The following is a 22,748-nucleotide window of genomic DNA, read 5'->3' as shown; positions in this document are numbered from 1 at the left end:
AACTCCTAAATTTTCTAACTCCTAAACTCTACCGGCTCCTTCCGCCAATCTGACATATCGCTGCCTTCTGGCTTTTTCTTTGCTGTTGCCGTAGTTTTACAACGGGTGCGCTATACTTTGCAAGGCGGCTTGCCCGTACATCAACAGATAACCAAGTATAAAACGAATGACGAAGATAAGATCAACCACCGTGTGTGGCATCTACCACAACGGCGAGGTGGCCTTAGGCGCCGACGGACAGGCTACGATGGACAAGCACATTGCCAAAAGCAACGTGAAGAAAATACGTAAATTGCTGGATGGTAAAATTGTAACAGGCTTTGCCGGCTCCACAGCCGACGCTTTTACTTTGCTGGAGCGTTTCGAGGAGAAGCTCAACGCCTACCAGCAGAACATGAAGCGCGCCGCCATCGAGTTGGCCAAGGACTGGCGTAAGGACCAGTACCTGCGTAAGCTGGAGGCTATGATGGTAGTAGCTAACAAAGACGAACTGCTTATTATTTCCGGTACCGGCGACGTGCTGGAGCCCGACAACCAGATTGCTGCCATCGGCTCGGGAAGTATGTATGCCCATGCTGCCGCTTTGGCATTAAAGAAACACGCGCCGCACCTGTCGGCTGAGGAAATGGTGCGCGAGGCACTAAATATCGCAGCTGATATCTGTATCTACACCAACCACAACCTCATCATCGAGAAGCCGGCCAAGTAAGCCATAAGTAAACAAGGGTAGCGTGCAAACCATCGAACAGTCCATCCGGCAGCTATACCCGCTCTCCGAGAAGTCTTTTGGGCAGCTAACCTCGCTTATGCAGCGGCAGGAGCTGCCCAAAGGGCATATTCTTTTCCGGGAGGGCGAGATAAGTAAGAAAGTGTACTTTTTAGAGCAGGGTATCGCACGCGCCTTCTGTTACCGCAACGGCCAGGAAGTTACCTTCTGGTTTGGGGCAGAGGGCGATCTGATTCTATCTTACTACAACTACGTGGCCAACAAACCCGGCTATGAAACGATTGAGCTGCTGGAGCGCTCCGTGGTGCAGGCCGTTAACTTGGGCAGCCTGCAGGAACTCTATCAGACTAACATTGAGCTAGCCAACTGGGGACGAAAGCTGGCAGAGTATGAACTGATTAAAACTGAAGAGCGCTTCATGGCCTTCCAGTTTCAGTCGGCCACCGAGCGCTACCAGGCCTTGCTGCAGAACAACCCGGAGCTGCTGCAGCGGGTGCAGCTGAACCAGATAGCCTCTTATCTGGGTGTAACGCAGGTAACCCTGAGCCGCATCCGGGCCGAGGTGCGCTGATTTTTTAACATTTGTTAAATTTCTTCCGGCCCATAGTGCGGACCTTTGCAAAAAAGGAAAAACATGGGCTGGATATACCTCATTATCGCTGGCATGTTTGAGATTGGGTTTACCACCTGCCTCAAGCTGTCCAACAACTTCTCTAACCTCAAGTGGTCGCTGGGGTTTTTCCTCTGCATTTCGGCCAGCTTCTACCTCCTCAACAAGGCTATTCAAAGTATACCGATGGGCACGGCCTATGCCGTCTGGACGGGTATTGGCGCGGTGGGCACTGTGCTGGTAGGCGTGTTCCTGTATAAGGAGCCTGCTGATGCCTGGCGACTTTTTTTCATCTGCCTGCTCATCGGCTCCATCATTGGCCTGAAGCTGGTTTCCAGGTAAAGGGAGTGCAATTGATTTTAAAGCTTATCTTTGCCGCGAGTTGGCGAATCTAACTCTGACCGTAAAGTAAGAGTATACACACGAATCAGTATAAAGTATAAAACAGAGAAAAATGAATGTATCAGAATTCGTAAAGAAACATTACAAGCATTTTAACGCAGCCTCCCTGGTGGATGCTGCCGAAGGTTATAAGACACACCTGAACAATGGCGGTAAGATGCTGGTGACGTTGGCCGGTGCCATGTCCACGGCTGAATTGGGTATCATCCTGGCTGAGATGATCCGTCAGGATAAAATTCACGCCATCTCGTGCACCGGTGCTAACCTGGAGGAGGATATCTTCAACCTAGTAGCCCACGACTTTTACGAGCGCGTGCCGCATTACCGCGAGCTTTCTGCCGCTGACGAGGAAGAGCTGCTGAGCCGCCACCTCAACCGCGTAACCGATACCTGTATTCCAGAGGAAGAGGCGATGCGTCGCCTGGAGCACACCGTGCTGAAGTACTGGGTGAAAGCTGATCAGGAAGGCAAGTCATACTTCCCGCATGAGTTCTTCTACCAGATCCTGCTGAGCGGCGACCTGGAGCAATATTACCAGATCGACCCGAAAAACAGCTGGATGCTGGAGGCGGCTAAGAAAAACCTGCCAATCATTTGCCCGGGATGGGAAGACTCTACGTTAGGTAACATCTACGCCAGCCACGTTATCAGCGGCGACGTGAAGAACGTTCACACTGTGAAAACCGGTATTCAGTACATGATCGAACTGGCCGACTGGTATACGGAGACAGCTAAAGAAGAATCTACTATTGGTTTCTTCCAGATTGGCGGCGGTATTGCCGGTGACTTCCCAATCTGCGTGGTGCCGATGCTGCACCAGGATTTGCAGCGTGATGGTGTTCCGCTTTGGGGCTACTTCGCGCAGATCTCTGACTCTACGACGAGCTACGGATCATACTCTGGCGCGGTGCCAAACGAGAAAATCACCTGGGGCAAGCTGGGCAAAGACACGCCTAAGTTTATGATTGAGTCGGATGCGACGATTGTGGCGCCACTTATCTTCGCCCTGGTGCTGGACATGTAAGCTATACTTTTGCTAAAGTATAAAACTAAAAGCGGCTGCAAGTATAAACCTGCAGCCGCTTTTAGTTTTAAAGCCAGTATACTTTAGGCAGGTACCATGTCCTTTTCCAGGCGTTCCCAGTGGCGGTGTTTTTTGATAGCCGCAATAAACTTCTCGGCAAAGTCATCGGCATCGGCATCATTGCCAGCCGTGATAATGCCTTTGTGGCTAACCACATCGCGGGAGGTTTTCTCGGCAAAGGTCACACCCAGCACAAAAGCCCGCTCCAGCAGCCTGATGCCCTCCCCGGAGGTGGCAATTGGCTTGCAGTGCTTAAAGGCCTCGCTTACGAAGTGCAGGGCATCTCCCTCTTTCAACATGGCTTCTATACTTGTCCTGCCATCCGGTATGTAAATAGCGTCGAACATAACGGAGCCGCTCGTCACGTGGTTCATATCCACCAGCACCTCCTTGCCATTGCTGGCCTTGCAGGTTCCCAAGTACTTTGAGATAATCTTTACGTGCGCTCCGGCATCCGTCAGGGCCTGTTTTACCTGGGTTAGCTCGTTGCAGTCAAAACCATCTGAGATAAGTATGGCCACCCTTCTGGAGGCAGCTGACTCTACTTTGTCACTGCGCTCCATGCTTACAGCAGGGGAGTCTGTGACTGATTTGCCTTTGCTGATGGCCTTGCTGGCAGCGTTTTCCTCGTAGTGCGCGGTGGATTCCTGTTCAAAGTTCTCCGGTACCTGCACGCCTATGCCTGCGGCCACACGCCTGGCCAACTCCATCGATACTTTAGAGAAATGGCCAACCATGCGCTCTCTTATCTCCTTGGTTTCTACTTTACCCAACTCGAAGTGTGCCGCACTTACAATGTGATCCTTCTCCACCTCGGTCATGGAATTCCAGAAAAGGGTAGCCTGGCTGTAGTGGTCCTTAAAGCTGGCGCTGCGGGCGCGAATCTTATAGCCCTCCACTTTTTCGGTATAGTGCACATAAGCTCCCTCGCTTTCAGGGGCCATTTTAGGGGAGCCACCGCCCAGCGAGTTGGGCCAGTAGTTCACCTTGCCCTTGTCGATAGTATAGCGCATGAAACCGGCTCCCTGGTTGTTGTTCACCGGCACAACCGGACGGTTAATGGGAAGTTCCGTGAAATTGGCGCTGCCGAAGCGGTTCAATTGCGTGTCTACGTAAGAGAAGAGGCGGCCTTGCAGCAGGGGGTCGTTTGTTACGTCGATGCCGGGAACCAGGTTGCCTGGATGGAACGCCACCTGCTCAGTCTCGGCAAAGAAGTTGTCCGGGTTGCGGTTCAGAGTCATCAGTCCCACCGGTTGCAGTGGCACCAGCTCCTCAGGTATAATCTTGGTCGCGTCCAGCAGGTCGAAGTCATACTTGAACTCGTCTTCCTCCGGCACCAGCTGCACGCATAGTTCAAACTGCGGATAGTCACCCTGCTCGATGGCCTCCCAGAGGTCCCGGCGTAGCCAGTCCGGGTCTTTGCCGCCCAGCTTCTGAGACTCGTCCCAAACCAGCGAGTGCACCCCCAACTTTGGCTTCCAGTGAAACTTCACAAAGGTGCCTTTGCCTGCCTCATTTACAAACCGGAACGTATGCACGCCAAAGCCGTCCATCATCCGGAAGCTACGCGGGATGGCTCTATCTGAAAGTATCCACATGATCATATGGGTAGTTTCCGGCATGAGCGAGGCAAAATCCCAGAAGGTGTCGTGGGCAGCGGTGGCCTGTGGTATTTCACTGTCGGGCATGGGCTTGATGGCGTGCACCAAATCCGGGAACTTGTTGGAATCCTGGATAAAAAATACAGGAATATTGTTGCCTACCAGATCATAGGTTCCTTCTTCAGTATAGAACTTTGTGGCAAAACCACGCACATCACGCACCGTGTCGGAAGAGCCTCGGGAGCCAACCACGGTCGAAAAGCGCACAAAAACTGGTGTTTTGCTGTCGGGGTTGGTCAGGAACTTTGCCTTCGTGAATTGTTTCAGCGAGTCGTCGTAGGGCTGAAAGTAGCCGTGCGCCCCGGAGCCCCTGGCATGCACCACCCGCTCCGGCATCGACTCGTGATCGAAATGGGTCATCTTCTCCCGAAAGTGGAAATCCTCCAGAAGGGTCGGCCCCCTGGAGCCTGCTTTCAGCGAATCGTCAGTGTTTCCGATACGCACGCCTTGTTCTGTCGTCAGGTACTGCTCCGAGTTGTCTCTTCTGAATTCGTCCAGTTGCCGGTTCTTGCTGTTCTCGTCAACGCTACGGGCATTGTTTGGCAGGTTCTCCTCTGGATTCTGTTTGCCTTTCATAGTTAAAAAAGTTGATTACAGGTTTACTTGATTTTTCTGTGCCAGGTGTGGTACCGGCAGCCGGTCAGCCAACTGTAGTGGACAATCTGTCAGTTGCTTTCAAGGCTTACGGCGTCGAAATAGACAGAGTTGGATATTTTAAACCTGCTTTAACCTTAAAATAAGATTAAAATTGGGGTTTATGAAGAAGCAGCGAAGTAGTAATGTGAGGTGGAGGAGGCAGCAGCAGCTGCTAAAAGTGCCTATTTAAGCAGAGAAAAGGCATTAAGAATCCAGAATCTATACTTTGCAAGTATGATTTCAAAAGAAAAGATCTACGGATTGAGGTATTGTACTTTTAAAGTATAAGCTGCAGAAAAATATTCCGATAGACTTCCTGTGTGCACTTTCAGCAGGATGAATTACGCTTTGAATGAAAGTTCGGGTCTACCAAACCTGAATTCTTCATCCTTCAGGAAATAATCGCCGCACTTCTGCAGGATAACGAGGTTGTCCAGCGTTATTTCCCAGTTAAAATTGTAGCGGCAAAGGTAGGAGAGGACCGGTCCGAGCAACTCGGGGGTGGTATCGCCCAGGGCGAGGGTAATATGGGGCAGCCACATGTTAGCGTTGTAGTAAACGCCCATTTCAGTGCTCATCTCGGAGATGTCGCGGTGCAGGCGGCCGTGCAGTTGGTTCAGCGGGGTAGTGCGCAGCACCGGGATGTAAATAACGGGGTGCTCGCCAGGGAATATACCCAGGCCGGTGGTACGCACGGTAAAGTTTTGCGCCTCGAAGCAGGTTGCCTCCAGGTATTGTTTCAGCTCTTCCATATCTGCTACCTCCGCTGTAAGCAGCGTCAGGTGCGGGTAAGGAGTTGCCTTGACGCCACTTAAGCCGAATTTCTTCTCCAGCAGTTCCGTAAGCTCGGATACGCGCTCCGAAGCCTGCCTGTCAAGAAGCGAAGCAATCGCGATCATATAGTTAAGCTTTCTTTACCAGTACAAGTGCCGCCTGCGCAGGCAGTAAAAAGCACATAAACTATATAAACGATAGGGTTGCGTTATAGTTTACCGGTTGCCTTATTTATACTTCAGCCACTACAGCTGAACAAAACAGAGGCAACCAGGGGGCCGCACTTATGTATTTTAAACAGCAAATATATAGGATGTTATGCTTTATCTCAACTGCATGGCTTTTATTTTTCTGTTATCAGGTCCGTTTTAGAGGCTGCTGCGCCTGCTTTGCACCATTTAAGAGGCCACGTTGTTTTCATCTGACAGCTAAAAATAAGTACCTTTGCTGCTTAAAGTATACCGGATCGCATGATTTCCATTAACAACCTGAGTTTCCATTTTGGCAGCCGCCCCATGTACGAGGATGCCAGCCTGCACATCAAGCCCAAGGATAAAATCGGCCTGATAGGACTGAACGGAACAGGCAAGTCCACGCTGCTGCGCCTGATAGTGGGGGAGTACACCCCGGACAGTGGCAGTATCCAGATGAGCCGGGATACCACCACTGGTTTCCTGAACCAGGACTTGCTGAGCTACGAAACCCACGAAAGTATACTTTCGGTGGCGATGCAGGCGTTTGGCGAGGCGCTGCACCTGCAGGCGGAGATAGACAAGGTGTTGGTGGAGTTCGAGAACAATTTCCACGACGATCTGGTGGATAAACTGGCGCAGTTGCAGGAGCGCTTTGAGGCCCTCGGCGGCTACACCATGCAGGCCGAGGCCGAGGCGATACTGGAGGGCCTTGGTTTTTCCACGGCGGAGCTGCAGCAGCCCCTGGCGTCCTTCTCGGGTGGCTGGCGCATGCGCGTGATGCTGGCTAAGATCCTCTTGCAAAAGCCATCGCTGCTCTTGCTCGACGAACCTACCAACCACCTCGATCTTCCCTCTATTAAATGGCTGGAGGCCTACCTGGAGCGTTACGAAGGTGCTGTGGTGATTGTCTCGCACGACCGCGAGTTCCTGGACCGCACCACCAATACTACAGTAGAGGTATCGGGCGGCAAGCTGAACTTGTATCCGGGCAATTACAGCTTTTATGTGGAGGAAAAAGCCCTCCGAAATGAGATACAAAAAGGTGCCTATGAAAACCAGCAGGCACAGATAAGGCAGGCGGAGCGCTTCATCGAGCGCTTCAAAGCCAAGGCGACTAAAGCCAAGCAGGCACAAAGCCGCCAGAAAATGCTGGACCGCATGGATCGCATTGAGGAAGTGGCTCCTGAGGCAGCTAAAGTAAACTTTAGCTTCAGGTTTAACGTGCAGCCTGGTCGCCATATCCTGCGCCTGGAGCACATGAGCAAAGCCTTCGGCGAGAAGGTCATTTTCCGGGATACCAACGTGCACATTGAGCGGGGCGATAAGGTGGCGCTGATAGGGGCCAACGGCAAGGGTAAATCTACGCTGCTGCGCATCATAGCCGGCACCGAGCCTATCAAAGGCAAGCGCGAGCTGGGGCACAACGTTATACTTTCGTTCTATGCCCAGCACCAGCTGGAGGCCCTCAACATCGAGAACGACATGCTGACGGAGCTGCAGCAGGCAGGGTCTGGCAAGACGGAAGTAGAACTGCGCACCATACTTGGTTCCTTCCTTTTTACGGGGGATGAGGTGTACAAGAAAATCAAGGTACTATCGGGAGGCGAGAAAAGCCGTGTGGCGCTCGCTAAAACCCTGATTTCTGAGGCTAACTTCCTCATGCTCGACGAGCCCACCAACCACCTGGACATGCAGTCGGTCAACATCCTGATACAGGCACTACAGCAGTATGAGGGTACGTTTGTGGTTATCTCCCACGACCGCTACTTTGTAGAGAATGTGGCAACTAAAATCTGGTACATAGAGGATTTCCAGCTTAAAGAATACCCGGGCACTTACCATGAGTATGAGGCCTGGCAGGAGAAGCGCGAGCGGGAGGTAAAGAAAGAGATAGCTGCCGAACCTGTAGCCAAGCCTGAGAAACAGCCGCGGGAGAAGAGCGAGCTAACTCAGCTGACCAACCAGTTGAAGCAGTTAAACAGACGGGTGAGTGAGGTGGAAAAGGAGGTGCAGCAACTGGAGCAGGAGCTGGCCGTGCAGGAAAAACAGCTGGCTGACCCACAGGTTTTTGGTGATATTGCCAAATTGCAGCAGGCTACCCAGGACTTTGAAAGTATAAAGCTAAAATTGGATAAAAAGCAGGATGAGTGGGAGAGTCTAATGCTGCAAGCAGAAGAAATTGAGACAAAAATTGCGGATTAGAAATCAGCTTATTTCGCACTTTAAACTGCCTCCAGGCTACTTTTCTGCCTGGAGGCAGTTTTATTTTGTATTAATATAGTTATGTATAAATATTAACAAAGTCTTAAGAAATTGTAACCTTTTGATTAAATCTGTATATACACATACCATATATTCCGCTATAACAATGGTACTATGAGAAAAAATATACAAGATTTTAACCTTCCCCCCATTCAATTACAGCAGAATGAAGCCGAGGGGCTGAACATCAACTTTGATGGAAAAAAATACTTAAGATGGCTCTACAAAGCGGCGGTTGTGCTGGTCATTCTGAATACCATTGCCATCTACTGCAAGCACTTTACCGACCATCCCAACGCCTGGGGGATTATCCCTCAGTTTGAGCTGGACATGGAACGTAATATTCCCACCTATTTTTCTTCCTTTATACTTTTACTTTCGTCGGTGCTGCTGTTTGCTGTGGCTGAGTTGAAGCGTAAGCAGCAGGATAAGCACGTTTGGCACTGGCGACTGCTTTCCGGTATTTTTCTGTACATGAGCATGGATGAGTCGGCTGGGGTACATGAGATGCTTATTTACCCGCTGCGTGAGAATTTTCAGCTCACTGGTATCTTTTACTTTTCCTGGGTAATAGTGGGAGGCTTGCTGGTACTGGGACTTGGCCTATACTACCTTCCTTTTCTGTTTTCCCTAAGTGCCAGGATGCGGAATGGTTTGATGCTGGCCGGCGTGGTATATGTAAGCGGAGCTTTAGGTGTTGAGTTGTTTGGAGGCTATTATTCAGATGCTTATGGAGAAAACAACTTCACATACGGACTTATTACTACAGTGGAGGAAAGTCTGGAGCTTGCGGGTGTGCTCATGTTGATGACGGTGCTGTATAAGCACCTGGTGCAGCAACTTGCCAGTATGCGTTTCATTTTAAGGCCTGCTGTGTCTGTGGTAGATTTGCCTTTTTCCAATACAAGGCTAAAGGTGGTAAAGCCGATTGAGGAACTCAATTAAGCTGGTGGGCCTGCACCTTTCTTTAAGTTCAGGGGCAAGTATAACTCAGGAGCTACTGAAGTATAGGTGAGCCATCGCGGCTCCGATAGTCGCATGCAGAGTATCCATCCCTTTGAATCTAATAAATGTCCCCCGCGCCTGCTTGTGTGTTGCATAAACATACAAGCAGGCGCACTTATTTTAGGGAAAGGCTATACTTTACCGGCCGCTAATTTTATACTTATACTTTAACCACAAGCAAACACCAGCACGCTGACCGGAGGAAGGTATAGCGTTTCGCCGGCTGCTAAATGAGTGGGGACCTGATATGCTTTCTCCTTCTGCTGCACCCATCTCTCGTCTTTAGAATTAAGTACAAGTTTGTACTTCTCGGGAGTCGCGGCAGGGCTATACTTTATCTCGTCGTCAGACAAATTAAACAGGCAGAGCAACTGCTGTTCCTTGTTCTTGCTGTGCCGGGATAGTATAAACCCTTGCTGCCCCAGCGGCTGCGCCTTTATGCTTTCTTTGCTATAATTTTGAAGAGCAATCCTATTTCTGCGCAGGCTGATAAGGTTCTGGTGCCACTGCAGCAGCTGGCCGTTTTTGCCCTTCTGCCGCTTGTCCCAGTTCAGCTTAGATTGCTCAAAAGTCTGCTCCCGCTGCGGATCAGGTGGTTCTTTTTCCCATTTAAAATCCTCAAACTCCTTTTTCCGCCCTTCCCGCACTGCTCTTATCAAATCCTTATCGGAGTGGCTTACAAAGTATAAAAAGGGTGCTTCCTCGCCATACTCTTCTCCCATAAACAGCATCGGGATATAAGGGGAAAGCAGCAGGGCGGCAGCGGCAAGTTTCAGGCGCTCAAAGTCGACCAGCACACTTAACCGTTCGCCGCTCACGCGGTTGCCCACCTGATCGTGGTTCTGAACGAAGGCAACAAACTGATCGCCTGGAAGGTGGGAGGAGGAGGCCCCGAAAGTTTTTTTCCGGAACCTGACATACTCACCGCTGTGCACAAAACCGTCCGTGTAAGCTTTTGCCAGCTGCTCCATTTTTCCGAAGTCCTCGTAAAGCGGCCTGCCTTTCTCATCCAGCAGCACATACAGGGCATGGTGAAAATCGTCGAGCCACTGCATGGAAAAGCCGAATCCCCCAGATAAAGCCTCCTGCACCACACGTGGGCTGTTCAGATCGCTTTCAGCAATCAGGAAGAAGGGCCGCTGCAGTTCTTCTATTGCCTGCGCTATTTTGGAATTTATTAACTCCCAGATAGTCTCGGCGCTTTGGTCGAAGATGGTATGGATGGCATCGAGCCGCAGACCGTCTATATGAAAATGCCTGAACCAGTAGACAGGGTTATCGGAAATGTAGGAGCGTACGCCGTCGGAGTAGGCACCGTCGTAGTTAATGGCCTTTCCCCAGGGCGTTTTATACTTGTCGGTAAAGTATGGACCAAATTTCTCTAGGTAATTCCCCTCAGGGCCCAGGTGGTTGTACACCACGTCCAGCAAAACACCTATGCCGTGTGCATGGCAGGCGTTGACCAGTTTCTTTAGTCCTTCAGGCCCGCCGTAGGTGTTTTGTACGGCAAAGGGAAACACACCGTCATAGCCCCAGTTGCGGTTGCCCGGGAACTGAGCCACCGGCATGATCTCCAGTGCATTGATACCCGTTTCTTTAAGCTCGGGTAGGCGCGGGATAATCGCCTCAAAGGTGCCCTCCGGCGTGAAGGTGCCCACATGCAGTTCGTAGATAATTAGCTCCTGCCTGGGCACCCCTTCCCAGGACCCATCCGTCCAATTAAAAGTATGGTCGACCACCTGCGAGGGGCCGTGCACTCCCTCAGGCTGGTTAAACGAGGCCGGGTCAGGGAAGTCTCCCTCGTTATCCGGGTTGAGGAAGTATAAGGCACCTGGCGCCACCTCTGCGACCTCAGCGGTAAAATAGCCCCAGGCATCCTTCTTCATCTTAAGTTCACGCTCCACTGGCTGCACAAGGCGGAGCATCATACTTTCTTTCTCGGGTGCCCACACACAAAAGTGGCAGGAGCTGTCGGTCTGGTAAAAAGCCCCCACGGGTTTAGTTATGGCATCCATTGCTCAGGATAAGTTAGAAAAGCTCCACAACTATGCCCTCATCGCCATACATGCTGATGTTGCCTTCTACTTCCTGTCCTTCGCGCTCAGGCAGGGTAGCGAGCACTATTTTGCCTTTGTAGTGGGTATGCTCCTGCCGCAGGATGCAGGGCTTATGGCTCAGGTTAAGTACAATCAAAAATTGCTTGTCCTCCGCCTTTCGCACGAAGGCCATCAGCGGCCCTTTGGTTACCACAGGAGCATAATCGCCAATATGCAGGGCTGGTTCCTGTTGACGCAGCTGCAACAGGCGGCGGTAGTACGTCAGCATGGAGAACGCATCCTCTCGCTGAGCCGCCACGTTCACCCGCTTATAGCTGTCAGCTAGCGGGAGCCACGGCTCAGCCTCAGAAAACCCGGCGTTCCGGCTGTCGTCCCACTGCATGGGCGTGCGGGCCGGATCGCGGCTCAGGTCTTTGTCGGGCATGTTAAGCCCCTGTGGGTCCTGCACTTTGTCTGGCGGTATGGGCACATCCCGCATGCCTATTTCGTCGCCATAGTATAAAGTAGGCGTTCCGCGAAGTGTCAGGAGCATCATGGCGGCAACTTTCGACTGGGCCCACCCGATGCGGCTGGTAATGCGCGGCTGGTCGTGGTTGCCGATCACCCAGTTTGGCCATCCGCTCTCCGGCAGGGCGCCCTCATACTCATCTACCAATGTGCTGATGCTGCGAGCATTCCAATCCATGTTGATGAGCGTGAAATTGAAAGGCAGGTGGGTGCCACTGTTTTCGTGCCCGTAGTAGGCGACCAGACGGTGCACAGGCAGGTAAATCTCCCCAATCAACACACGCTCCGCATATTCATCAGTCACACGCCGCATCTTAGCCACTATGTCGTGCACCTCGGGCTGATCGGTAGAGTAGGAGGGGGTTAGTTGCTCATAGGTAGCCTGATGCGTTTTGTAGTCAGGGTTGATGGGGTTGTCACGTAGGTTCTTATCCTTGATCATATGCCACATCACATCCACCCGGAAGCCGTCTACTCCTTTGTCCAGCCAGAAACGCATCACATCGAACATGGCCTCCTGCACCTCCGGGTTGCGCCAGTTCAGGTCCGGTTGTTCCTTCAGGAAGGCGTGGTAATAGTATTGGCCTGTATTTTCGTCCCACTCCCAGGCACTGCCTCCGAATACACTGAGCCAATTGTTGGGCTCTGACCCGTCTTCTTTTGCGTCCTGCCAGATATACCAATCCCGCTTGGGGTTGTCGCGGGAGGAACGGGATTCCTCGAACCACGGATGCTTGTTGGAGGTATGGTTGGGCACAAGGTCAAGTATAAGTTTCATGTCACGGCGGTGCACTTCCTCCAGTAGCTCGTCAAAATCCTGCATGGTGCCGAATAGCGGGTGGACGCCGCAGTAATCAGAGATATCATAGCCGAAGTCGGCCATGGGGGAAGGGTAGATAGGGGACACCCAGATGGCGGTGATTCCCAGCCATTCTAAATAATCCAGCCGGCTGATGATGCCGCGCAGATCTCCTACGCCGTCGTTATTTGAGTCCTGAAAGGAGCGGGGGTAAACCTGGTATATTACCCCTGACTGCCACCACAGGCTTTTCTGGTCATGTTTCATGTTGCTGTCGCTTATGCGCGTTTTTTGTATAGTATGGTATCTACGCAACTTAGCTTTACAGGATATGGACGCTACCGAACCATGTTCATTTCCATTGCTTTAGGCTAACGAGCTTGAAAAGTGTGGTTTTGGATGCAGGATACAATAAATTTTTTATATAACTAAAGCAATCTAACATAGAGATAACAGGTTTTAGGGCGAGGTTTAATTTGCACTTTGTATTATGTTATCTTAATATTTAAACATACCTATTTCTATTGATTTTATTCTTTATATATTTGCACTATAAAATATGGTTTAGCAGTCCCATAGCCCTTTGTTACTATACTAAAGTTCACAATAAACACACAACAAACGCGACACCCTTTATGAAAAGAAATTTACTCAGTTTTATGCTGCTTGTATTTGTAGCCGCATTTTTTGCTTCCTGCCAGAAAACTTACTGCCCGGCTTATGCGAGCCACAGAGATGCGCCCATTCATAAACCTACTTTCCTGAAGGACCAGGGACGCAGATAATTTAAGCAGACTATCATGGCGGTGAAGTGTCGCCAACAACGTCTAACGAAAGCCATGCTTGGGGAAGCATGGCTTTCGCTTTTTCAAAAGTATAGCAAGTAGTAGCCGGAGCTTTCCTTAGCTTATTGTGGGAGCGGTAATTTAGAGGAAGGTACGCCAGCAGCAGGGCCAGCAGCAGTAAAAGCTCACTTCGGCAGGTATCGTTGCCAACCTTGGCAGAAAGGCATAAAAAAAGGCCCGTGAAGTATAAACTCACGGGCCTTTTCGGTCTTGGTAGCGGGGAGCAGAATCGAACTGCCGACCTTAGGGTTATGAATCCTACGCTCTAACCATCTGAGCTACCCCGCCGAATTGTGGTGCAAATATAAAGGGTTAGCTTTTAAATAACCAAGCATCTCTGCAGAAAAAAAATATTTTAGTTTGCAGATATATATTTTCTGAAGAATTAATACTATACTTACTCAGACACTTATGATACCCATATGACGAAAGACACGAAGTTGAAATTTGTGCGGGAGTACCCAATAAACGCATCTGCTAAGTTGCTTTACCCATACCTTAGTACTCCCTCTGGCCTGTCGCAGTGGTTTTGCGATGCCGCCAAAGTGGAAGGGGACAATGTGTTCAACTTTGTTTGGGATGGTCGCAACCACTATGCCGAGATGACGGGTCACCGCACAAACAAGTCCGTGCGCTTCCTTTTCCTGACAGAAGACAAGCGACACACACCTGATGCCCCCTACATTGACTTCCATATCGAGTCCAGCGAGCTGACGCAGGAGCAGTTCCTAAAGGTGGTGGACTACTCAAATGAGGAAAGTGAGGAGGAAATGGAGGAATTGTGGGATAATTTACTGCAAAATCTGCGCGAAATAGTAGGAGGGTAGCAGGGATTGCTGGAGTAAAGCGTATCTTTGCACGGTAATTGCTTGCTACAAGCATGTTTTAAAGCGCTGGTGCTTGTTGCCGGCGCCTTACGTTTGCGCATGAAGAAACTTGATAAGCTAATACTCCGGGAATTCTTTGGCCCATTTTTGCTAACCTTCGCTGTGGTAGAGTTCATTCTGCTCACCCAGTACATGCTAAAGTACCTTGACGAACTGGTTGGCAAGGATCTGGGGACGGAGGTGTTTGGCGAGCTCCTTTTTTACTTCAGCATTAACATGGCACCGGTGGCCCTGCCGTTGGCGGTGCTGCTTTCCTCCCTCATGACGTTTGGGTCGCTGGGCGAGCACCATGAGCTGACTGCCATCAAGACGTCCGGGATTGCCCTCACCCGCATCCTTAGCCCCGTGCTGCTGGTGGTAGGGTTGATTACCGTAGGCGCCTTTTTCTTTAACAACTACGTCGTGCCGAAGGCTAACCTGAAAGCTTACAGCCTGCTGTGGGACATCCGCCAGAAAAAGCCTGCCATGAACTTCAAGGAAGGGGCTTTCTACAACGGTATCCCCGGCTATAGCATAAAGGTGAATGAGAAGTTCAATGACGGCCAGTCCCTGCGGGATGTAATGATTTACGACCATACCAAGGGAGGCAACAACACCACCGTTATACTTGCCGACTCGGGCGAGATGTACATGGATTACAATGATGCCTACCTGGTGCTGGAGCTTTTCAACGGCAACACGTATGTAGACCAAAACAACTCTTCGTACCGCAATTCCAGCGAGCAGTTTGTGCGGCAGGAGTTCCAGAAGAGCAAGCTCATGCTGAGCATGGCCTCCTTTAACTTCGACCGCACGCGCGAGGAGCTTTTCTCGGACAACAAGATGATGAAAAACATCAGCGAGTTGAACGTGGTGACCGACTCCCTGCAAAGATACAGTCGCCGCGAGCAGGAGCTTTACGCCCCGAACGTGGACCCTTTCTACATGTACTTCAAGGCTGATACCGGTCAGGTGAAAAACGGGGTTCGCCTGGTGGGGCAGAAAGTGGAGAAGGAACTGCCTGCCATCACGCCGGACGTGCTGGCGCTGGCCACCAACAAGGCCCGCAACATCAAGAGTTTCACCTCAAGCTATGTGGAGCGTGTGCGCAACTCGATTCGCGAAGCCAATAACTATGAAGTGGAGATCTGGCGAAAGTATACCCAGTCGGCTTCCATCATTATCATGTTTCTGATCGGTGCGCCGCTTGGGGCCATCATTAAAAAGGGGGGCCTTGGCGTGCCGGTAGTTATTTCCATCGTCTTCTTCATCACCATGTACGTACTCTCTATACTTGGTGAAAAGTGGGCGCGTGAGGGCCTGGTGCCTGTAGGAACGGGCATGTGGGCGGCCAACCTCATACTTTTACCGGTGGGTCTTTTCTTTCTCTACCAGGCCCGCAACGACTCCAGTTTGCTGGAGCTGGACTTCTGGCGGAAGATGATGGCCCGCCTGCGCCGGAATAAACTGTAAAAACACTATATAAACAATTGGTAAAAGTTTTTCTTGTAAAAGAAAATTCTTTACCTTTGTGGCTTGTATAGCAAGCTTATCAAGATAAAACAGAATTGATATTTTTACGCAATGAGATTAACCACTGAAGCGAAACAAGAGATTTTCGAAAAGCACGGTTTCAACAAGTCTAAGACAGACACGGGTTCTCCTGAGGCACAAATCGCCCTCTTCACAACTCGTATCACTGACCTGACCGAGCACCTGAAGACTCACAAAAAAGACTTTAGCACTCGTCTGGGTCTTCTGAAACTGGTAGGTAAGAGAAGAAGACTTCTTAACTATCTCCAGAAAAATGACATTGAAAGATACAGAGCTGTAATCAGCGAGCTGGGTATCCGTAAATAAGCTTATTGTGTTAGGGAATTCAAAACAGGGATTCCCTAATCTTTTTTAAGGCACTCCCTTCCCTTCCTCTTAATTGCCAGTGCCCGACAGTATCGCAATGGGTGATGCTGTCTTTTTGATGAAAACGATATAGAAGATGTCCTACAACGCAATTAGTAAAACTATTTTTCTTCCGGATGGCCGGGAGATAACGATTGAAACTGGTAAGTTAGCCAAGCAGGCAGACGGATCTGTAGTAGTAAAAATGGGTAACACCATGCTGCTGGCAGCTGTTGTCTCTAACAAGGAAGCCCGCGAAGGGGTGGACTTCCTGCCACTCTCTGTAGACTATCAGGAGAAATTTGCCTCTTCGGGCAAAATTCCTGGAGGCTTCCTGAGAAGAGAGGCGAGGCTATCGGATTATGAAGTACTGGTTTCGCGCCTGGTAGACCGCGTGCTGCGCCCGCTGTTCCCGGATGATTACCATGCCGAAACGCAAATGACGATAAACCTGATCTCTGCTGACACGGAGGTAATGCCTGATGCGCTGGCCGCATTGGCTGCCTCTGCCGCCCTGGCAGTATCAGACATTCCTTTCAACGGCCCTATCTCTGAGGTGCGCGTGGCCCGCATCGACGGCCAGTTGGTGATTAACCCGCGTGTGAGCGATCTGCAGCGCGCCGATATCGACCTGATGGTTGGTGCCTCTATCGACAGCGTGGTAATGGTGGAAGGCGAGATGAACGAGGTATCCGAGGCAGAAATGCTGGAGGCCATTCAGTTCGCCCACGAAGCTATTAAGTCACACTGCCAGGCACAGTTGGAACTTGCCGAAATGGTAGGCAAAACTGTGAAGCGCGAGTACGTGCACGAAACGCACGACGAAGACCTACGCAAAAAAGTATGGGAAGCCACTTACGACAAGGCCTATGCCATTGCCAAGCGTGGCAGCGCCAACAAGCAAGAACGTTCTGAGGGGTTCAAGTCTGTGCGTGATGAGTTCATCGCCTCTCTGGGCGAGGAGCACGGCTACGACGAGAACCTGATCAAAGTATATTACCACGACGTGGAGAAAGAGGCGGTTCGCAATATGATCCTGGATGAGCGCGTTCGTCTGGACGGCCGTCGTCTGGATGAGATTCGCGCTATCTGGTCAGAGGTTAACTACCTGCCAGCCACACACGGTTCGGCAATCTTTACACGTGGCGAAACGCAGTCTTTAACGACTGTTACACTGGGTACCAAGCTGGATGAGCAGATGATCGACAGCGCTATGGTATCCGGGACAAACAAATTCCTGCTGCACTACAACTTCCCGGCTTTCTCTACCGGTGAGGTAAGACCAAACAGAGGTCCGGGCCGTCGCGAGATTGGTCATGGTAACCTGGCCCTGCGTGCCTTGAAAAAAGTGCTTCCGCCGGAGTCTGAGAACCCGTATACTATCCGTATCGTTTCTGACATTTTGGAGTCTAACGGTTCCTCTTCCATGGCGACGGTTTGTGCCGGTAGCCTGGCTCTGATGGATGCCGGTGTGCCGGTGTCAGGTTCAGTTTCCGGTATCGCGATGGGACTCATCACAGATACAAAAACAGGTAAATTTGCCGTGTTGTCAGATATTCTTGGCGACGAAGACCACCTAGGTGACATGGACTTTAAAGTGGCTGGTACCAAGAATGGTATCACTGCCTGCCAGATGGACATCAAGATTCAGGGTCTTTCCTATGAGGTGATGAGCCAAGCGCTGGAGCAGGCTCAGGCAGGTCGTCTGCACATCCTGAACGAGATGGATAAAACCATTTCTGCCCCTAACCCGGATTACAAGCCGCATACACCACGTTCCTTCAACATGGTGATAGACAAGGAGTTTATCGGTGCTGTGATTGGACCAGGCGGTAAAGTGATACAGCAGATCCAGAAGGACACCGGTGCTACGATCATCATCGAAGAGAAGAACGAGAAAGGCCATGTGAACATTTTCGCAACGGACCAGGACTCGATGAACTCCGCTATCGCGAAGATTCGTGCCATTACGGCTCAGCCAGAGATTGGAGAAGTTTACATCGGTAAAGTGAAGTCAATACAGCCTTATGGTGCCTTTGTAGAGTTTATGCAAGGCAAGGACGGCCTGTTGCACATTTCTGAGATCAAGCACGAGCGCCTTGAGACGATGGAAGGTGTGCTGGAGATAGGTGAAGAAGTAAAAGTGAAGCTTATCGACATAGACAAAAAGACAGGTAAATTCAAGCTGTCCCGCAAGGCAATCCTGCCAAAGCCGGGTGCAGAAGGGAACCAGTAACACCTGTTAAAGTATAACTCTTGGTGCCTGGCTGTATGGCTCACAGGGCACCAAGAGTTTTTCTATTTCATCGCCAAGGGGAGAGCATCTTGATTTTATTCTCAAGATGTAAGAACTTTGCGCGATTTTCTAATGTTACCTCACCGAGCCTAGACCAAAAGTTTTTACATTATTTGCATAATAACATACTCTGATGAGACAACTCAAGATAAGCAAACAGATAACGAACCGCGAAAGCCAGTCACTGGACAAATACCTGCAGGAGATTGGTAAAGTAGATTTGCTTACTCCGGACGAAGAGGTGTCGCTGGCACAGAGAATTAAAGAAGGAGATCAGTTTGCACTTGAGAAATTAACCAAGGCCAACTTGCGATTTGTGGTATCGGTGGCGAAGCAGTATCAGAACCAAGGCCTTTCGCTGGGGGATCTGATTAATGAGGGAAACCTGGGCTTGATTAAAGCCGCCAAACGATTCGACGAAACCAGGGGCTTTAAGTTTATCTCTTACGCCGTTTGGTGGATCCGCCAGTCGATTCTGCAGGCTTTGGCCGAGCAGTCGCGTATTGTGCGCCTTCCCCTGAACCGTGTAGGTTCGCTAAACAAAATCTCTAAATCATTCTCAGAGCTCGAGCAGAAGTTTGAGCGTGAGCCATCGCCTGAAGAAATTGCAGAAGTACTGGAACTTACCACTGCAGAAGTTGTAGACACCCTGAAGATTTCCGGTCGCCACGTATCTGTAGACGCTCCCTTTGTACAAGGTGAGGAAAACCGCCTGCTGGACGTACTCGAGAACGAAGACGAAGAGTCTCCGGACATGGGGCTGATGAACGACTCGTTGCGCAAGGAAGTACAGCGTGCTCTTTCTACGCTGACCAAGCGTGAAGCTGACGTGATCACTTTATACTTCGGGCTTAACGGCGAGCACTCGCTGACGCTGGAGGAGATAGGTGAGAAATTTAACCTGACACGCGAGCGTGTACGGCAGATCAAGGAAAAAGCCATCCGCAGACTTCGCCATACTTCGAGGAGCAAAGCATTAAAGCCATACTTGGGCTAGTAGCAGAAAAAGATGAAAAGAGCCCCGGCCAAAAGCCGGGGCTCTTGTTTATACTGTAGTATAGTATACCATTTCGCCGGGCATATAAGGCCAAAGGCACAGAAATTTTGTATACTTGCAACCAAATTTACTCAGACGTAAAACAGTGATGGAAATAGAAAAAGTAAAGTGCCTTATCATAGGTTCAGGGCCAGCCGGATATACAGCGGCTATCTATGCCTCCAGAGCCGGGCTTAATCCAGTCTTGTACCAGGGCCTGCAGCCAGGCGGCCAGCTAACGATTACCAATGACGTAGAGAACTACCCAGGCTACCCGGAAGGAGTGATGGGTCCGCAGATGATGGAGGACTTCAAAAAGCAGGCTGAGAGGTTCGGCACCGATGTGCGCTATGGCATTGCTACCGCCGTTGATTTTTCTTCGCAGCCGCACAAGGTTGTTATCGACGACCAGAAAACGATTGAGGCAGATACAGTGATTATCTCCACAGGTGCCTCGGCTAAATGGCTGGGCCTGGAGTCTGAGTCGCGCCTGAACGGCAGTGGCGTGTCTGCCTGCGCCGTTTGCGACGGCTTCTTTTACCGTGGGCAGGAAGTGGCCATTGTAGGGGCAGGTGACACGGCAGCAGAAGAAGCTACCTACCTGTCGAACCTTTGCAGCAAAGTATACATGATTGTGCGCCGCGGCGAAATGCGTGCCTCAACCATTATGCAGGAGCGGGTGAAACGCACTAAAAACATCGAAATCCTTTGGAACACGGTGACGGATGAAGTACTGGGCGAAAACGCTGTAGAAGCAGTGCGCGTGAAAAATGTACTTACCGACGAAACGCGCGAGATTCCGGTAAAGGGTTTCTTTGTGGCAATTGGCCACCAGCCAAACTCAGAGATTTTCAGAGAGTACCTAAACCTGGATGAAAACGGCTATATCCGTACCATTCCGGGTACAAGCAAAACCAATATAGATGGCGTGTTTGCCTGTGGCGACGTGCAGGACTTTACGTACCGCCAGGCAGTAACTGCCGCTGGTTCTGGCTGTATGGCTGCCCTGGATGCAGAGCGTTACCTGGCTGCCAGAGGATTGCACTAATCTTTCAATGCAAATACACAACAGCGGCAGTATTTAAAGTATAAAGCTGCCCGGATTGTACTACAATAAAATGGCTGTGCTGCAGTTTATTTTAGCGAATGACGTGCTGTGGGAAGGCAGCACAGCCAATCTCTGATGCAAATGTTGAAGAACAAAGCTCCTCTATTTTTTGTACTGGTCGCTCTTTGCCTGCTAAGCAGCATGGGCGGAGCCATGGCCCAGGGCAAGGTGAAGGACCTGTTTAAGGTCAAGACCCCCAAGATTCAGTACGTGCGCCCGGACACTACGATCCTCATCAAGTATGAGGATTTCCCGGATGAGGACTCAGACGCCGATCAGTCGATTTATTTCAACCCCAAGAAAGAGCTCTCCATCGTTAGCGAGGATACCTCGGAGCTGGACCTGGGCGAGCAGCATATCGTGGAGGTTTCTGAGGAAGTGTTGATTGACTCTACCTGGATCCGGATTGCCGGTTACTATGCGATTTGGGACACGCAAAACATTAACCCATATCGCATGGATAGCCGTCAGATGAAGGATACTGTGGATATCAAGTTATACGACCCCGCCCAGAACCGAGAGTATAACATGCCGCTGGAGAAAACGCCCATTACGAGCAAGTTTGGACCCAGAAGCGGCAGGTGGCACTATGGCACCGATATAGACCTTGACACAGGCGACTCTATCTACGCTGCTTTCGACGGGGTGGTGCGCATCAACAAGTGGGACGGTGGCGGCTACGGCAATTACATTGTGCTACGCCACTACAACGGCCTCGAAACCCTGTACGGCCACATGAGCCGGACCATTGCTAAAACCGGTGATTTTGTGAAAGCAGGGGAGGTGATTGGTTTAGGGGGCAGCACCGGCCGCAGCTCCGGGCCACACCTGCACTATGAAGTGCGCTACCAGGGAAACCCGCTGGATCCGGAGAACATCTATGATTTCCCGGATTACCTGCTCAAAGGAGACAGTTACCAGATTACGTCGGCTGTATTCAACTATGCCAACCGTTCAAAAAGTGGCGTTAGCAGTGGTGGCAGGCGCGCCGTTTACCACAAGGTGCGCGGTGGCGACACGCTGTCCGGTATTGCCAAGCGATACGGCGTATCTGTTAGCCAGCTGACTCGCCTGAATGGCATCAGTACTCGTACAACCTTGCGTGTAGGCAGATCGCTACGCGTGAGATAAAAATCAGTAACATGAAATTAGATATACTTGCTTTTGCCTCCCACCCCGATGATGTGGAACTTGGCTGCGCCGGCACGCTGGTAGCCCATGTACAGGCAGGCTATAAAGTTGGGATTGTAGACCTGACGGAGGGGCAGCTGGGTACCCGCGGTACCGCGGAGATGCGCTTGCAGGAGGCCCGCGACGCAGCCGAAGTAATGGGGGTTGTGGTGCGCGACAACCTGGGATTTGACGACGGTTTTTTCCAAAATGACCGGGAGCACCAGCTGAAGGTGATAGAGGCTATCCGAAAGTATAAACCAGAGGTGGTGATAGCCAATGCCATACACGACAGGCACCCGGACCATGGCAGAGGGGCAGCCCTCTTATCAGAGTCTTGCTTTAAATCAGGCCTTAAGATGATCAAAACTCCGGGAGATCGGGAAGCATGGCGGCCTAAGGCGGTGTATCACTACATCCAGGACCGCATGATTACCCCTGATTTTATTGTGGATGTGACCCCATACTGGGAGAAAAAGCTGGAGGCTATCCGTGCTTTTAGATCGCAATTCTATAACCCGGACGATACCTCGCCCAACACCTATATCTCATCCCCAGAGTTTCTCGAGTTTATTGAGGCGCGGGCAAAAGAGTTCGGCCATGCTATCGGAACGACCTACGGCGAAGGCTTCACCAAGGAGCGGCATGTAGGGGTAAGAAACCTCTTCGATCTGATTTAATTAAACAGCACAATTAGTTTTTATAAAAGGGGAAGTAGCTTACAAGAGGCTGCTTCCCCTTTTATACTTTATACCTGTTCCTGAAAACAAACAACCCGCTAGCTGGTTGAGGTGTATCTGAAAGGACACC

General features: G+C 50.7%; 18 protein-coding genes and 1 tRNA gene. 14 read left to right on the top strand and 5 right to left on the bottom strand.

Annotated features, from left to right (window positions below; genetic code table 11):
* Positions 1-166: 166 nt before the first annotated feature.
* The 4 genes from hslV (at position 167) to BM040_RS01870 (ending at position 2,763) form a co-directional block, all read left to right on the top strand.
* Positions 167-709 carry an ATP-dependent protease subunit HslV gene (gene hslV, locus BM040_RS01885; RefSeq protein WP_092098455.1) on the top strand — a complete coding sequence of 181 codons (543 nt, stop codon included), beginning with the start codon at positions 167-169 and terminating at the stop codon, positions 707-709.
* 22 nt (positions 710-731) lie between these two features.
* Positions 732-1,298, top strand: coding sequence for a Crp/Fnr family transcriptional regulator (locus tag BM040_RS01880; protein ID WP_092098453.1), 567 nt, complete (start codon positions 732-734; stop codon positions 1,296-1,298).
* Between the two features lie 63 nt (positions 1,299-1,361).
* On the top strand, positions 1,362-1,679 hold the full coding sequence (locus tag BM040_RS01875) for a DMT family transporter (RefSeq protein ID WP_092098451.1): 318 nt from the start codon (positions 1,362-1,364) through the stop codon (positions 1,677-1,679).
* A gap of 112 nt (positions 1,680-1,791) precedes the next feature.
* Positions 1,792-2,763 (top strand): deoxyhypusine synthase family protein, encoded by a 972-nt coding sequence (locus BM040_RS01870; RefSeq protein WP_092098449.1) that lies wholly within the window; start codon positions 1,792-1,794, stop codon positions 2,761-2,763.
* An 83-nt stretch (positions 2,764-2,846) separates the two neighbouring features.
* Here BM040_RS01870 and BM040_RS01865 read toward each other — a convergent pair whose 3' ends face one another.
* Both BM040_RS01865 and BM040_RS01860 read right to left on the bottom strand, forming a co-directional pair.
* Complete coding sequence (locus BM040_RS01865; RefSeq protein ID WP_092098447.1) at positions 2,847-5,060, bottom strand: catalase; 2,214 nt, start codon at positions 5,058-5,060, stop codon at positions 2,847-2,849.
* Positions 5,061-5,461: 401 nt separating this feature from the next.
* Complete coding sequence (locus tag BM040_RS01860; protein ID WP_092098445.1) at positions 5,462-6,019, bottom strand: 2'-5' RNA ligase family protein; 558 nt, start codon at positions 6,017-6,019, stop codon at positions 5,462-5,464.
* Between the two features lie 345 nt (positions 6,020-6,364).
* Between BM040_RS01860 and BM040_RS01855 the strand changes: the two genes are divergently transcribed.
* Together BM040_RS01855 and BM040_RS01850 are read left to right on the top strand one after the other, a co-directional pair.
* The gene (locus BM040_RS01855) at positions 6,365-8,290 is read left to right on the top strand and encodes an ABC-F family ATP-binding cassette domain-containing protein (protein ID WP_092098443.1); all 1,926 of its coding nucleotides are present in this window, start codon (positions 6,365-6,367) and stop codon (positions 8,288-8,290) included.
* A 174-nt stretch (positions 8,291-8,464) separates the two neighbouring features.
* Entirely contained in the window at positions 8,465-9,295 is an 831-nt protein-coding gene (locus BM040_RS01850; RefSeq protein ID WP_092098441.1) for a hypothetical protein, read from the top strand.
* Between the two features lie 227 nt (positions 9,296-9,522).
* Here the strand turns inward: BM040_RS01850 and treZ are convergent, their stop codons facing one another.
* The 3 genes from treZ to BM040_RS01835 form a co-directional block, all read right to left on the bottom strand.
* A complete protein-coding gene (gene treZ / locus BM040_RS01845) occupies positions 9,523-11,370 on the bottom strand; it encodes a malto-oligosyltrehalose trehalohydrolase (protein ID WP_092098439.1) in 1,848 nt (615 codons plus the stop codon).
* 13 nt (positions 11,371-11,383) lie between these two features.
* Complete coding sequence (locus BM040_RS01840; RefSeq protein WP_092098437.1) at positions 11,384-12,985, bottom strand: alpha-amylase family glycosyl hydrolase; 1,602 nt, start codon at positions 12,983-12,985, stop codon at positions 11,384-11,386.
* Between the two features lie 789 nt (positions 12,986-13,774).
* A tRNA-Met gene (locus tag BM040_RS01835) sits at positions 13,775-13,851 on the bottom strand.
* Between the two features lie 134 nt (positions 13,852-13,985).
* On the opposite strand from BM040_RS01835, the gene BM040_RS01830 reads away from it, so the two are divergent.
* From BM040_RS01830 to bshB1, 8 genes are all read left to right on the top strand, one after another.
* Positions 13,986-14,390, top strand: a complete 405-nt coding sequence (locus BM040_RS01830; protein WP_092098435.1) for an START-like domain-containing protein — start codon at positions 13,986-13,988, stop codon at positions 14,388-14,390.
* Between the two features lie 99 nt (positions 14,391-14,489).
* Positions 14,490-15,902, top strand: a complete 1,413-nt coding sequence (locus BM040_RS01825) for an LptF/LptG family permease (RefSeq protein WP_092099434.1) — start codon at positions 14,490-14,492, stop codon at positions 15,900-15,902.
* Between the two features lie 111 nt (positions 15,903-16,013).
* On the top strand, positions 16,014-16,289 hold the full coding sequence (rpsO, locus tag BM040_RS01820; RefSeq protein ID WP_092098433.1) for a 30S ribosomal protein S15: 276 nt from the start codon (positions 16,014-16,016) through the stop codon (positions 16,287-16,289).
* Positions 16,290-16,425: 136 nt separating this feature from the next.
* Positions 16,426-18,564 carry a polyribonucleotide nucleotidyltransferase gene (gene pnp / locus BM040_RS01815; RefSeq protein ID WP_092098431.1) on the top strand — a complete coding sequence of 713 codons (2,139 nt, stop codon included), beginning with the start codon at positions 16,426-16,428 and terminating at the stop codon, positions 18,562-18,564.
* A gap of 193 nt (positions 18,565-18,757) precedes the next feature.
* Positions 18,758-19,621 carry a sigma-70 family RNA polymerase sigma factor gene (locus tag BM040_RS01810; protein WP_025605096.1) on the top strand — a complete coding sequence of 288 codons (864 nt, stop codon included), beginning with the start codon at positions 18,758-18,760 and terminating at the stop codon, positions 19,619-19,621.
* A 148-nt stretch (positions 19,622-19,769) separates the two neighbouring features.
* Positions 19,770-20,708, top strand: a complete 939-nt coding sequence (gene trxB / locus BM040_RS01805; RefSeq protein ID WP_092098429.1) for a thioredoxin-disulfide reductase — start codon at positions 19,770-19,772, stop codon at positions 20,706-20,708.
* 141 nt (positions 20,709-20,849) lie between these two features.
* Positions 20,850-21,899 carry a M23 family metallopeptidase gene (locus BM040_RS01800; RefSeq protein WP_175490945.1) on the top strand — a complete coding sequence of 350 codons (1,050 nt, stop codon included), beginning with the start codon at positions 20,850-20,852 and terminating at the stop codon, positions 21,897-21,899.
* Positions 21,900-21,910: 11 nt separating this feature from the next.
* Positions 21,911-22,618: a bacillithiol biosynthesis deacetylase BshB1 gene (gene bshB1, locus BM040_RS01795; RefSeq protein WP_092098427.1), complete on the top strand. Its 708-nt coding sequence runs from the start codon at positions 21,911-21,913 to the stop codon at positions 22,616-22,618.
* Positions 22,619-22,748 lie beyond the last annotated feature (130 nt).

Origin of the sequence: Pontibacter chinhatensis, from assembly GCF_900113285.1 — a bacterium.
GTDB lineage: Bacteria > Bacteroidota > Bacteroidia > Cytophagales > Hymenobacteraceae > Pontibacter > Pontibacter chinhatensis.
This window is presented reverse-complemented; position numbering and strand designations above follow the sequence as displayed.